General features: G+C 41.7%; 9 protein-coding genes and 1 pseudogene. 7 read left to right on the top strand and 3 right to left on the bottom strand.

All coding sequences use genetic code 11. From position 1 onward, the window contains the following. The first annotated feature begins 344 nt into the window (after window positions 1–344). Entirely contained in the window at window positions 345–1,268 is a 924-nt protein-coding gene (locus tag V7K84_RS05725; RefSeq protein ID WP_334836861.1) for a M48 family metallopeptidase, read from the top strand. 163 nt (window positions 1,269–1,431) lie between these two features. Here the strand turns inward: V7K84_RS05725 and V7K84_RS05720 are convergent, their stop codons facing one another. Together V7K84_RS05720 and rpaB are read right to left on the bottom strand one after the other, a co-directional pair. Then, window positions 1,432–2,070 (bottom strand): cofactor assembly of complex C subunit B, encoded by a 639-nt coding sequence (locus tag V7K84_RS05720; RefSeq protein WP_334836860.1) that lies wholly within the window; start codon window positions 2,068–2,070, stop codon window positions 1,432–1,434. Between the two features lie 161 nt (window positions 2,071–2,231). Then, a complete protein-coding gene (gene rpaB, locus V7K84_RS05715; RefSeq protein WP_012412029.1) occupies window positions 2,232–2,960 on the bottom strand; it encodes a response regulator transcription factor RpaB in 729 nt (242 codons plus the stop codon). Window positions 2,961–3,130: 170 nt separating this feature from the next. Here rpaB and radA point away from each other — a divergent pair, with 170 nt between their 5' ends. The 4 genes and pseudogenes from radA to V7K84_RS05695 all read left to right on the top strand — a co-directional run bounded on the left by radA (window position 3,131) and on the right by V7K84_RS05695 (window position 8,975). After that, window positions 3,131–4,654: a DNA repair protein RadA gene (gene radA, locus V7K84_RS05710; RefSeq protein ID WP_334836859.1), complete on the top strand. Its 1,524-nt coding sequence runs from the start codon at window positions 3,131–3,133 to the stop codon at window positions 4,652–4,654. A gap of 133 nt (window positions 4,655–4,787) precedes the next feature. Continuing rightward, entirely contained in the window at window positions 4,788–5,537 is a 750-nt protein-coding gene (locus V7K84_RS05705; RefSeq protein ID WP_334836858.1) for a Uma2 family endonuclease, read from the top strand. Window positions 5,538–6,312: 775 nt separating this feature from the next. Beyond that, a pseudogene (locus V7K84_RS05700) lies at window positions 6,313–7,141 on the top strand (Uma2 family endonuclease). Between the two features lie 583 nt (window positions 7,142–7,724). After that, window positions 7,725–8,975, top strand: coding sequence for a serine/threonine-protein kinase (locus V7K84_RS05695; RefSeq protein ID WP_334836966.1), 1,251 nt, complete (start codon window positions 7,725–7,727; stop codon window positions 8,973–8,975). Between the two features lie 342 nt (window positions 8,976–9,317). Here V7K84_RS05695 and V7K84_RS05690 read toward each other — a convergent pair whose 3' ends face one another. Further along, entirely contained in the window at window positions 9,318–10,238 is a 921-nt protein-coding gene (locus tag V7K84_RS05690) for a Tll0287-like domain-containing protein (protein WP_094348532.1), read from the bottom strand. Window positions 10,239–10,532: 294 nt separating this feature from the next. Here V7K84_RS05690 and V7K84_RS05685 point away from each other — a divergent pair, with 294 nt between their 5' ends. Continuing rightward, the gene (locus V7K84_RS05685; RefSeq protein WP_334836857.1) at window positions 10,533–12,434 is read left to right on the top strand and encodes a serine/threonine-protein kinase; all 1,902 of its coding nucleotides are present in this window, start codon (window positions 10,533–10,535) and stop codon (window positions 12,432–12,434) included. Window positions 12,435–12,539: 105 nt separating this feature from the next. Continuing rightward, complete coding sequence (locus tag V7K84_RS05680) at window positions 12,540–13,433, top strand: SDH family Clp fold serine proteinase (protein ID WP_334836856.1); 894 nt, start codon at window positions 12,540–12,542, stop codon at window positions 13,431–13,433. Window positions 13,434–13,466 lie beyond the last annotated feature (33 nt).

The raw sequence follows: 13,466 nt of genomic DNA, 5'->3' as shown, positions 1-13,466 counted from the left end.
GCCAAATTTTCCCATAGGGGCGGACATCTTTCATTAGTGTCAACTTAAGCCGAAAACTATATCGGACAGGCGTTTTGCAAATCCCTCACGCCCTCATCCCCTAACCCCTTCTCCCAAGGGAGAAGGGGAATCAAATATCTAGCTCCCCTCTCACGGATGGGAGAGGGGCTGGGGGTGAGGGCAAAACGTTGTCACCAAGCGGGTTTAGCGTTAAGTTGACACGTATGCACATCTGCGCGCTCCTACTGTTTATTCTATCTGGGTAAGATAGCGAAAAATGCTTAGTACAATGTGGTGCAAGTTTGCCTAATGCTTCTAAACTGCTATTTAAAAGCTCAAAACCTATGACGAGAAAAATATTAAGTGGACTAAGTTCTAAAGCCTACGAGCACCCCTTCGATCGCAAAGCCTTGGCTTCTTTGCAAAATATGCCCGGTGTTTCCCTACTACTCAAAAAAATTAACGAATACGGTATCGATCGCCTACTCAGACTGCAAAGCCTTGGTAGTGAAATCAGAATTTCACCTCGTAATTTTCCCCAATTACATCAAGCATTTGTAGAAACTTGCCAAATTCTTGATGTCGATCCACTTCCTGAATTGTATCTATTTCGAGGCACAGGTAACATTCAAACCTACATTGTTGGCGTGGAAAAACCCCTTGTCGGTATCAATTTAGATGCAATGGAGTGGCTTGATTCGGATGAATTAATTTACGTTTTCGGACATGAAGTTGCTCGAATCAAGAGTCAGCACATGGTTTATCACCAAATGGCAATTGTTATGCCAACGTTGAAAAATTTGTTGAGCAGTACCACACTGGGTGTAGGTGGCTTGGTAGCTGGTGGAATGGAACTAGGTTTGTATAATTGGCGGATGATGGCTAGGTTCACTGCCGATCGGGCTGCTTTGCTTGCTTGTCAAGATATTGACGTAGCAACTACTACACTGATGAAGCTCGCGGGTTTACCAGATGAGTACTTGACTACTGCTGTAATTGAAGATTTTCTCATCCAAGCCCGTGAGTTTGCATCCAATAACTTTGATAGTGTGGATAAAGTCACCAAAATATTAAGCTATACAGAATCTGGGCTTTCTTGGGTAGTTATGCGGGCTGGCGAGTTATTGAAATGGGTTGATTCAGGAGAATATAATAATTTAATTCAACAGACAAATTTAAAGATACCGGAAGAACTAGAAGAACTAGAAGAAAAAGAAGGAAAGACACCGCAAGAAAAGGAAGGTTGGAATTTTTTAACTTCTTGGTGATTGAATTTTAAGTTTTAAATTTGAGATTTAATTTTTAAATTTAAAATGCGCTTGTGACACTTAATAACTTGCTAATACCGATTAGCTGTGAGCTTGCTCCCAAACAAGGGGCTTAAGCCCCTTGTCTCACTAAAATTGGCTGGCTCCTAAACTAGCTGACAACCTAAGTACTAAGAGTAACGGCTAACTTATCAGCAATTCCCGCAATCCAGTTTTCATCTTGTTTGGTGTAACTGCGAGGAGCATTTGCTCCCAAAATTAATGCACCTTGGTTGCCAATAGGTTGACAAATTACACCTTGAGTATTTTCTGGTAAATAATCAAATTCAAGCCTACCTGGATATATTTTTAGAGCAACTAGATAAATCGGTTTTTGTTTTTCGAGTACCTGTTTTAAGATTACTCCTGGCACAACTTCAGATTTAGTACCCAGAATTCCACGACGCAACAAAACTTTACCTTGATAAAAAACCACAAGCGATCGCGTTACTGTATTAGTCAACAATAAATGAGATGCCCAGGCTAGCTCTGTTTTCACGGCTTCGGGTAAATCTGCTGCAAGTACAAAACCTTCTTCTCCAATTAGTTCTACAATATCAGGCGATCGCGGCTGAACTTGCTGCCAAATTAAACCCGTCAAAATTAACACCGCACTCAAAATCACACCCACTACATCACCACGCGATTGAGACTGGGTTAATTCCGGTGTCAATAAACGGTTAATCAATAAAAGTACAGCGCCTAGCCCACCCACGACAATAGGTAGACGCCGCAAAACTCGATTAGGATCAGGTTTAGTCATTAGAAATTTGGAATTGAGCATTGAGTATGGAGAAGAGACAAGGCAGACAATGAAGAGAGTGAGACAAGGGAGAGACTTGTTCAATAATTCCCCTTGTCCCCTTGTCTCCTCTGCTTTCCTGCCCCTCTGCCCCTCTGCTCCCCTGCTCCCTCATCTCCCCCTTACTCCTCTCCTGGTTCAATAATCCGCTGGAAAAGATAACCAGTACCCCGTGCAGTGAGAATCAATTCTGGGTTACTAGGATCGTCTTCTAATTTTGCCCGCAATCGTGATATATGCACATCTACTACACGGGTATCCACATGACGTTCTGGTGTATAACCCCAAACTTCCTGCAAAATTTCCGAACGAGAAAAAGCTTCTCCAGAGCGACTGACTAACAACTCTAACAAGCTGAACTCCATACCCGTCAATCGAATGCGCTCATCGCCTTTGTAGACTTGTCGCTTATTCGTATCGATTTTAATATTAGCGACATGGATTACCCCAGAACTGGGAATTCCAGAAGCACCGTTTTTATCTACTCGCCGCAGCACCGAGCGAATCCGGGCTTCTAGCTCCTTGGGGGAAAATGGTTTAACTACATAATCATCAGCACCCAATTCTAACCCGGTGATGCGATCGGCGACATCACCCAAGGCTGTTAGCATAATAATGGGGACATCTGATTCTTTTCGTAATTCTTGACATACACCATAGCCGTCTAGCTTTGGCATCATTACATCTAAAACTACCAGGTCAGGCTCAGTTTTGCGAAAAGTTTCCAAAGCTTCTTCCCCGTCGCCAGCCGTCACTACATCGTAGCCAATCATGGAAAGGCGCGTTTCCAAAATCCGGCGAATGCTGGCTTCGTCGTCTACCACCAAGATTTTTTCTTTATGGCTTTCCAAGTTTCTCTAGGCTCCTTGACTAAAAATTTACATGATTAATTTTTAATACCATAATATTAAGATATCATTCCATGAATTGATTTGGAAAAAGCTCTAAATACCACTATTATTAGTTTTTAGTTTTTTTCAAGAATTAAGTAAATATTAAGATTATTTAATAAGATTTAAGAATGGCAAAGCCAAAAACCTTTTTCACTTGTAACGAATGTGGAGCAGAATCGCCCCAGTGGTTTGGTAAGTGTCCAGCTTGCGGTACTTACAACTCTCTAGAAGAACAAATTACTATTCAATCCTCAGTAGATGTACCCAGTCGAGGAGGAGTGAGTAGTTGGCAATCCGCTCAAGGCAATGGCAAATCTCACAATAAACCAGCTAAAGCGCGAGCCTCTTTAACATTCGATCAAATTACCGATCGCCAAATCGCTCGTTGGGAGTCTGGTTATGAAGAATTAGATCGAGTGCTTGGAGGTGGGGTTGTCCCTGGCTCTATGGTGCTGATTGGTGGCGATCCAGGTATTGGTAAATCGACTTTATTGTTGCAAGTATCTAATCAATTAGCACAGAAATATCGCATCCTTTACGTCACTGGTGAAGAATCAGGGCAGCAGGTAAAATTACGAGCTTCTCGTTTGGGAGTATCAAAACCCCTAAGTGTGGTTAATGAGGGGAAGGTTGAAGTAGTAGATCCAGCACTTCCCATAGATCCTGACAGCATTGGTGCAGATTTATATGTACTACCAGAAACAGATTTAGAAGAAATTTTACGGGAAATAGACTCTCTCAAGCCAAATGTGGCGGTGATTGATAGTATCCAAACGGTGTTTTTTCCGGCGCTGACTTCTGCACCAGGTTCAGTAGCTCAGGTACGGGAATGTACCGCAGCACTGATGAAGGTGGCGAAGCACGAAGATGTCACCATGCTGATTGTCGGACACGTTACCAAAGAAGGAGCGATCGCGGGGCCAAAAGTTTTAGAACATTTAGTCGATACAGTGTTGTATTTTGAAGGCGATCGCTTTGCCTCCCACCGATTATTACGGACAGTGAAAAACCGTTTTGGCGCAACTCACGAAATCGGCATTTTTGAAATGGTAGCCGAGGGATTGCGAGAAGTCTCCAATCCCTCAGAGCTATTTTTAGGCAACCGTGACGATCCTGCACCTGGTACTGCCATTGTGGTTGCTTGTGAAGGTACTCGCCCGATAGTTGTAGAATTGCAAGCTTTGGTGAGTCCCACAAGCTACCCCTCACCCCGTCGTGCTGGAACTGGCGTAGATTACAACCGCTTGGTGCAAATTCTTGCCGTCTTAGAAAAACGCGTGGGAATTCCCATGTCGAAATTGGATTCTTACGTTGCTTCTGCGGGTGGGTTGAATGTGGAAGAACCGGCGGTAGATTTGGGAATTGCGATCGCGATCGTTGCAAGTTTCCGCGATCGCATCGTCGATCCCGGTACAGTATTAATCGGTGAAGTTGGGTTAGGTGGACAAGTGCGATCGGTTTCCCAAATGGAACTGCGGTTGAAAGAAGCTGCTAAGTTGGGATTTAAACGAGCGATCGTGCCAAAAGGGACAAAATTTCCCGACTTAAATATTGAGATATTACCAGTATCTAAAGTAATAGATGCGATTATCGCCGCCATCCCGCATCAGGAATTAACAGCCGACGATTTAGAACCCGATGAAGATGAGTAACTATTGGGGACTGGGGACTGGGAAGATGAGGGAGTGAGGGATCAAGAATTAATAACCATTCCCCAATGCCGAATGCCCAATGCCCAATGCCCCATGCCCCATGCCCAATGCCCAATCCTAAAGGAAAACCCTCATGACAACCCTCACCAAAGGCTACCAAATCACTTGGGAAAAACTACCTGATGATTACAAACTCCCAGATGATCCAGTGGACAACATCAACCAACCAGCCTTAGCTGCTGCACTTACAGAAAGCCTACAATTAGCTGGAAAAATTTCCGCTAACGCCCTAACAACAACTAATTACGGCATTTGTGTCACTCTAAACAACAAAATGGTCATTAAAGCTCCTGATTGGGCTTTCATTGCCAAAATTAATGTTAGTAGAGAAGAAGTAATACGCAGTTACACACCTCAATTACAAGGTGACATTCCCGTAATTGTGATGGAATTTGTTTCCGATACACAGCAAACAGAATATTCTATCAAAGCGACATATCCCCCAGGAAAATGGTTTTTCTACGAGCGCATCTTAAAAGTACCAAACTACATCATCTTTGAACCAGATAGCGGCAGTTTTGAGATGTATCGCTTACAAAACACAGAACAGTACATTTTGCAAGAACCTGATGAAAATCAACGCTACTGGATAGCAGAAATGAATCTTTACCTTGGGGTGTGGCAAGGTACTCGTGAAAACCGCGTCGGAAAGTGGTTGCGGTGGTGGGATGAACAAGGAAACCTTTTACCTTGGGGTTCTGAGTTAGCCCAAGAGGAACGCCAACGTACCGAACAAGAACGCCAACGTACCGAACAAGAACGCCAACGCGCCGAACGACTAGCAGCACAATTGCGGGCGGCGGGGATTGAGCCAGAAGTGTGATGAAATGTTTTAGGAAAAATTAAAAGCCACTGATCCCCGACTTGTTTGATAAGTCGGGGATCTTATTTCTCACGAATCATTAAGTAAAGCTGAATACCAGTTGTTAGACAAGATGAGGGTTTAACAACTGCGATCGCCATAGGTTTATTACGATTGAATATACTGCTATTGTAGGCTGCATCAAAATTGCCTCAAATATCCTTTGCCAAAATCGGAAGATAATGAACGCCTCTCTAAACACGAAGGATGGGAATATTACCAATCATTAAAGCAAAAGAATGTGGAAAGTTGAATATAAAAAATTCTTAAAATAATTAGCAGATTTACCACAAGATGTGCAAGCTCGGATTGAACCAATCGTCTTTCAATAACTAGAATCAGAAAATCCCTTTGATTTAGGCTATTTGCAAAAAATGAAAAGCTACGACGATAAATATAAAATTCGCGTAGGTGATTACAGAATAGGTATTAGTGTTGACAAAGAAACACAAACATTAATTTGTCAAAGAGTCGCACATCGTAAAAATATTTATATAAATTTTCCTTGATACAAAATCTTTGTAGAAACACATTTGTAGAAACACATATCAATAAATTATACCGTCCTAACTATAGCAATCCTATTTGATTGCCTGAAAAAACTCAGCACACATGTATTCGCTTATGTTCCCTATTCCCTATTCCCTATTCCCTTTTGGAAGCTGTAAATTTAGCATAATCAGTACGGTAAAGCCATAAAAGTAATAGCCGAAAAATATCAAACCCAATTTTTACTATGACTTTTTCTCCCCATTACATCCCTCAATCTGACCCACCGCTTCCTCCTTGGGAAACTCTACCAACGATGTATGATTTACCAAGTGACAACCCAGAGGAACCAGGTTTGCCAGACGATTTTCACTTTTTACAACCCTTACTTTTATACTTAACTTTTCAGCCCATTAACTGGAATCCCGAACTAGTTTACAGTGCTGCTAATCTTAATCTCTACTATGATCTCCAGCATCCTTTGTGGTATAAGCGTCCAGATTGGTTTGGTGTAGTAGGTGTAGGAAAGTTATACAAAGGGCAAGACTTAAGGTTATGTAACTTGGCAAGAACCAGCAAATCCCTTTGTAGTTGTTGAGTTATTATCTCCAGGTACGGAAGACGAAGATTTAGGCACAAGAAAAGAAAGTGCAGCAGATAAACCTCCTAGCAAATGGGAAGTTTATGAGCGAATTTTGCGGATTCCTTACTATGTTGTATTTAGTCGCTACACTAATGAACTTCGGGCTTTTCAGTTAGTCGGCGGTCACTATGAATCGATGAACTTGACTGATGGATACGTACTAATACCAGAGATAGATTTAAGTTTAGGCTTATGGCAAGGTTCATTTCGAGATATTGAAAGGTTGTGGTTAAGGTGGTTCACTTTGACAGGAGAATTAATTCCCGCACCCACAGAGGAAGCGGCGGCTGCAACTGAACGAGCTATGATTGCTAAACAAGAAGCTACAGAAGCTAAACAAGAAGCTGCTCAAGCCAAACGAAAAGCAGAACAATTAGCAGAACGTTTGCGTCAGTTAGGCGTGAATCCTGATGAACTAGATGAACTATTGTAGCTTCAGGAGTAGTTTTTTATACACAGCCTAATTTCCTGCTGTTGAGGAATCACCTGTACTGAAAACTTTCATAGCCGATGCCGAAACAGCTATCTCTTAACGATATTAGCTCTCAGAAAGATTAATTTTTGAGAGCGATCGCATATTTAGCAGTTGAAATACATATAATATTCCTTTCGGCAAGTCTATAGCAACCTCAGTTTTTATGAAAAACCATGATGTCACGCTATATCCTTACTGTTCCTCAACCCAGTTTCAATTGGGTAACTATAGGGAAAATAAGGTTCAGCAGCAAATCTCAAAGGCGATGCCCTGAACATTTGCAGATATTACCGCAGACACTGATTATGTTGCGGCGGCTAAAATACTTAAGTATGAGTAGTAGGATCTAACTACTCAGGTTAAAATTGTCTATTTGGTAACACAAGACCATCAGAAAATTGTAGAAAAGTGTATTTCCTTGACTTGATAGTGGTGCTAACCTCAATTTAAAGGATGTTATCAGCCCTTATCTGCTAGAGTTTCTGACTTTCAGCAAATTAGATAATTTATCAATAACAAAATCGCTAGGAGTGCGATGATGATGTCACAGTCCCCTATGACAAGACCAGAAATAGCTGCTGGAACTCTAATCGATAACCGCTATATTATCCAAAAACTTCTAGGACAGGGAGGATTGGGGCGAACTTACTTGGCATTTGACACTCGTCGGTTTAACGAAGCCTGTGTTCTCAAAGAATTTGCACCCATTGGCACAGGTGAAAGTGGACTGGAACAATATCGTAACTTATTTAAAAGAGAGGCAAAAATTCTTCATCAATTGCAACATCCTCAAATTCCCAAGTTTTTGGCTTGCTTTGAAGGAGATGGCCGGCTATTTTTAGTACAAGAGTATGTTGACGGTAAAACATATTCAAGACTGCTAGGAGAACTTCAACGTCAAGGAAGAAATTTTTCTGAAGACGAAGTTATACAGTGGCTAAAGAATCTGCTGCCTGTTTTGGAATATGTCCATCAGCACAACATCATCCACCGAGATATTTCTCCAGACAACATTATGTTACCCGATGGCAAGGATCTGCCAGTGCTGATTGATTTCGGGGTAGGCAAGCAAATTGCTGATATTAACGAGGGGAGAAGTTCCAACCACCAAATAACGTTTGTTGGCAAAATGTCTCTTGTAGGCAAAGTTGGATATGCTCCCCGCGAACAGATTAGTTTGGGTTTATGTTCACCCTCTAGTGACCTTTATGCTTTGGGTGTAACTGCCATTGTATTACTCACAGCTAGAGATCCATCTTTATTAATGGATCAATACTCACTTGAATGGAACTGGCGTGATTATACCTATGTTACTGATGGGTTTGCTCAAGTACTTGATTGTATGTTGGAAGATAGACCTAACAAGCGATACCAAACAGCCAGCGAAGTTCTTAGAGATTTAGAGCGTATTGGAGAACCAGAAATAGCAATATCTTCTGCAATCATGGTTGATGATTTGCCAGCCACGGTATTTAACCCTGAATTTCAGGCTATGTCAGCCATATCGCAGTCATATAACCAATCTAAAGAAACAATTTTTAGTTTACCTACTAGCCCACAAACTGGGCGTCAAATTGAACAACAGCAACAACAATCATCACTCCAACCAGCATTTATCAAACATTGCCAGCAAGAATTAGCCTACCACATCGGACCAATGGCAAATCTGATTATAGAAGAAATACTAGCTCACAATCCTTATATTTCAGCTGACCAATTCATTGAACTTGTAACTAAGGAAATTCCTAACTTTCAAGCAGCTTTTGAATTCAAAAAAAGCTTATTTTCATAGAGATTTAGACATCATGAAATTGATGAATAATTTTTCATCTCTTAACTAATTCTGTAAGTTTAAGTCAAGAGAGCTAATAAAAGTAAAAAAGTTTTTTGGTAAAGGTACACGCAACGTCTTTTATATCATGTCCGGTTAAAGACTTATCATTAAGACCGCAGAGGGGCAGAGGGGCAGGGGGCAAAGGGGAGGGGTTTTTGGGTTTTCTGCATAGAGAAAGGGAATTATAACTAATTAGCCGAACATGATATTACAGAAAGTTATTACGTTAGCGTAGCTGTAGCTAGTCCACGTACCACTGCTCTTAAGCAAACTAAACCCATTGTCTCGTAGAGAGCATGATTACGAATTATTGTAATCGCTTGTACCTCCTTGAGTACGTTTGATTCTTTTCATCGCCATTTCTAAACTTAACTGCATCCGTTTAAAGGCTTTAGCTAAATTACCGATTTCATCATTAGACATCTGCTCGAATTCAACTTCCATATGTCCCGTACTAACTTCTTCGGCTATGCGAGTCATGCGTTTGAGAGGCATCACAACTTGTCGATTCAAGAACAAGTTGACTAACAGGATAGTCGCTATAAATATAGCTGATACAATCAAGATAATTAGTAAGGAAGACTGATTTGCTTTGCTGATGACATTCTTTGCAGGTACTGATATAATCTGAGCGCCAACAATTTCATTAAGCTTCCACCCAAATCCATTAGCAGCACCATAAAGACTAATCATACTTTGAGGTGCAGCTTCAGGTACACTATGACAGACCAGACAGCTTTGTTCAGAAACTGCTAAGGGACGAGCAATATAAAAGATATCCCCTCCAGGAATTGAACGAAATCCACTAACTTCTTTAAGGTCTGATTTATTTCTGAACTGTTCTACAATTTCCGTCTCAAAACCGTCAGCCTTATCCCGAAGATTTGTGGGATTGAGAGTTGCTTCTTTATAAAAGAAATCACGGTAGTCTGTTGTTTTACGTAAAATTTCAAACACTTCTCGTGCTGAGTATCCAGGAACGGTTTGCGGCAAAAATTCAGTAGCTAATTTATCAACTAGCTCTGGATTCACTTGAGTACTGGTGTATTTACGAACAGAACTCATTGTTTGGATGAGCATGAGACCAGTGGAGCTAATATCTTGTTTAGCATTCTCCCTCAGTAGAGAAGAAAGAGTAAATCCACTCAAGCTCAGACCAAATGTCAAAATTACCAGTAGCAGAATTGTAAATTTTTGTTTCAAATTGAGATTCTTTAGCATAATTTTAGATTACCTACAAGTCAAATTATTATGAACAAATATGTCTAAAGTTACTGTTTACTCTACCATGAGCAATCAACTTTCATGTTTTCGTATAAAGGCATAGTTTAGGCAAAACTATGAGGGTATATCCAACTTTATACTATTAGTAATTATTGAGGTTAATGAAAATGTTATCTAAGTAATTAAGTTCCAAAAAGCTACAACAGCAATTCAAATGGAATTCCCAAAAATTCGTGTTGGCTGTTCTGATACCTTGCCAAAATAAATACCAGCAATTGTCAAATATTACTAATGGTGTGGAATGCAGGAAAGTCTTTATTCGGGGGACGCTACATTATTGAAGGCCAATTAGGTGAAGGCGGAATTGGCATTACTTATCTTGCCAGAAATCAACGAAATCAACAGCGAGTGATTAAAACCCTCAAAGAAGAAATCCTGAATCACCCCGCCTGGATACTCCACCGAAACAAGTTACGGCAAGACTTTCGTGATGAAGCAGTTCGGCTGGCTGTGTGCCACCATCCTCATATAGTACAGATAGAAACCATCTTTGATGAGGGGAATTTGCCCTGCATGGTGATGGATTACATCGAAGGGGAAGACTTAGCACAGCGCTTGAGGCGAATAGGGGTGCTATCAGAGGCAGAAGCACTACTGTACATCCGGCAAATTGGCGATGCTTTGACCCTAATCCATTCTAAAGGACTGTTGCATCGGGATCTTAAACCACGCAACATCATGATCCGCATTGATAAATTAGAAGCAGTGCTGATAGACTTTGGCATCGCTAGAGAATTTGTTCCTAATATGATCCAAAGGCATACAGTGTATCGTACTCCTGGTTTTGCCCCACCTGAACAGTATGAATCAGAAGCGCCGCGAGGAGAATACATTGATATTTACGCCCTAGCCGCTACTTTGTATAACTTGCTTACCGCAGTTGTACCAACTAGTGCAGATGATAGACGTCACAATATTAATTTAGAACCACCACAATATTTTAATCCCAACATCAGCAACAGGGTAAATCAGGCTATTATGTGCGGCATGGATCTGGAGTCAACGTATCGTCCCCAGTCTGTACAGGAGTGGTTGGATTTATTGGGTCCTGATACTGGGGAAGATATAACTAAAATATCATCTACTTTAGTGATAACGCCTAGAGTGAAACTACCTGTAGCTGTACCTGTACCTGTTGTATTAGATCGGCAGAACTGGCAATGTGTACAGACCCTCAAAGGTCATTCTAGTATGGTTCATGCGATCGCCATTAGCCCCGATGGACAATTTCTTGCTAGTGGCAGTAATGACAACACTATCAAGCTTTGGCAAGTAGGCACTGGCAAGTTAGTGCGTCAACTGGGTCGTTGGTCTTCTAGTCATTCCAGTATGGTTAATTCCGTCGCCTTTAGCCCAATCTCTTCAAACCTTTCTTATCAAGGCGAATCCGGGAAATCTGCGGGAGTTGCAGACCTGAACCGGGGAATCTTAGCTAGCGGGAGTTGGGACAATACAATCAAATTGTGGGATGTCAAGACGGGTAAAGAAATTCGTACTCTCACTGGTCATGCTAATTGGGTAAATTCCGTTACTTTTAGTCCAGATGGCAAGTTTCTGGCTAGTGGTAGCGCTGACTGCACAATCAAACTGTGGCAGGTACACACAGGCATAGAAATCCAAACTTTCACAGGTCATTCCGACCCAGTTTCGTCAGTCGCCTACTCTCCGAGAACGCTTGCAACCAATAGCCAGGATAGACAACTAGTGGCTAGTGGCAGTAATGATTACACTATTAAACTGTGGCAAGTATACACAGGCAGAAACATTTACACACTCACAGGCCACTCTTTCTTTGTCAACTGTATCGCCTTCAGCAAAAATGGAGAAATTATTGCTAGTGGTAGTGGTGACAACACGGTTAAACTCTGGCATGTAAATACAGGCAGAGAAATTCGTACTCTCACAGGTCATTCTGATTCAGTTTGGTCAGTCGCCTTTAGCCAGGATGGACAATTTCTCGCTAGTGGCAGTTGGGACAACACTATCAAACTGTGGCACATACACAGTGGTACAGAAATCAGCACACTTACAGGGCATTCCAACTATGTTAGATGCGTTGCCTTCAGTCCCGATGGCCAAACCCTAGTTAGCGGTAGTGATGACGACACTATTAAAATTTGGCGAAGGGGGTAGTAAATAATTCGTAATTTTTCTATGAATCTACAGATAGAACTGCGATCGCCCCAAATTTGTGACAATAATGACGGCAACCGTTATTTTTGAACAAAAATAAATTATATGGGCTTTGGTATTGGTGATTTATTCTGGATTTTTCTGCTTCTGACTTCTTTGCAACCCCTTTGGCAAAAACGTCAAATAGAATATCGGCGCTTGCGTGCTTTACAACAATTCCAGCAGGAACGCAAAAGTCGGGTGATTTTACTGATTCACCGCCAAGAGTCCATTAGCTTTTTGGGAATTCCCATATCTCGCTACATTACTATTGAAGACTCAGAACAAATATTGCGAGCAATTCGCCTCACACCCCCAGATGTACCGATTGACTTAATTTTGCACACTCCTGGTGGTTTGGTTTTGGCTACAGAACAAATCGCCAGAGCGTTAATTCGCCACCAAGCAAAAGTTACAGTCTTTGTACCACACTATGCTATGAGTGGCGGTACAATGCTTGCGATCGCCTCTGATGAAATTATTATGGATGCTAACGCTGTCTTGGGGCCAGTTGATCCCCAACTGGGTAATTACCCCGCAGCCAGTATCTTGAAAGTGGTTGAAGATAAACCCATCAGTGAGATTGATGACCAAACTCTAATTATGGCCGACCTCTCACGCAAAGCCATACAGCAGGTACAGCGATTTGTGCGAGCTTTGCTAAAAGACAGTATACCCAAACAAAAAGTTCTGCCAGAAAATATCGAACCGATTATCGAAGCCTTGACAACTGGGCGCGTCACTCACGACTATCCCATCACCATTGAAGAAGCAACAGAAATGGGGCTGCCCGTAACCGTCGGACTGCCCCATTCTATTTACGATCTCATGGATCTGTACCCACAGTCACAAGGAGGACGACCCAGCGTGCAGTACATTCCTATGCCTTACAACGATCTCCGTCCAATTCTACCTACACCCAAGGGCAGACCCTTAGAGGAACCAAATCAGATGACCTGAGGGGCTAGTTTTGGGGTAGGAGTTTTTTGTGGG

The sequence above is a fragment of the Nostoc sp. genome, from assembly GCF_036917315.1.
Lineage (GTDB): Bacteria > Cyanobacteriota > Cyanobacteriia > Cyanobacteriales > Nostocaceae > Nostoc.
Note: the sequence above shows the minus strand (reverse complement) of the source record. Positions and strands in the feature narration are given on the sequence as shown.

Coding starts and splice junctions, on each gene's coding strand:
- V7K84_RS05725 (WP_334836861.1), top strand. CDS start 345: ATGACGAGAAAAATATTAAGTGGACTAAGTTCTAAAGCCTACGAGCAC.
- V7K84_RS05680 (WP_334836856.1), top strand. CDS start 12,540: ATGGGCTTTGGTATTGGTGATTTATTCTGGATTTTTCTGCTTCTGACT.
- V7K84_RS05685 (WP_334836857.1), top strand. CDS start 10,533: ATGGTGTGGAATGCAGGAAAGTCTTTATTCGGGGGACGCTACATTATT.
- V7K84_RS05695 (WP_334836966.1), top strand. CDS start 7,725: ATGTCACAGTCCCCTATGACAAGACCAGAAATAGCTGCTGGAACTCTA.
- V7K84_RS05690 (WP_094348532.1), bottom strand. CDS start 10,238: ATGCTAAAGAATCTCAATTTGAAACAAAAATTTACAATTCTGCTACTG.
- V7K84_RS05720 (WP_334836860.1), bottom strand. CDS start 2,070: ATGACTAAACCTGATCCTAATCGAGTTTTGCGGCGTCTACCTATTGTC.
- radA (WP_334836859.1), top strand. CDS start 3,131: ATGGCAAAGCCAAAAACCTTTTTCACTTGTAACGAATGTGGAGCAGAA.
- V7K84_RS05705 (WP_334836858.1), top strand. CDS start 4,788: ATGACAACCCTCACCAAAGGCTACCAAATCACTTGGGAAAAACTACCT.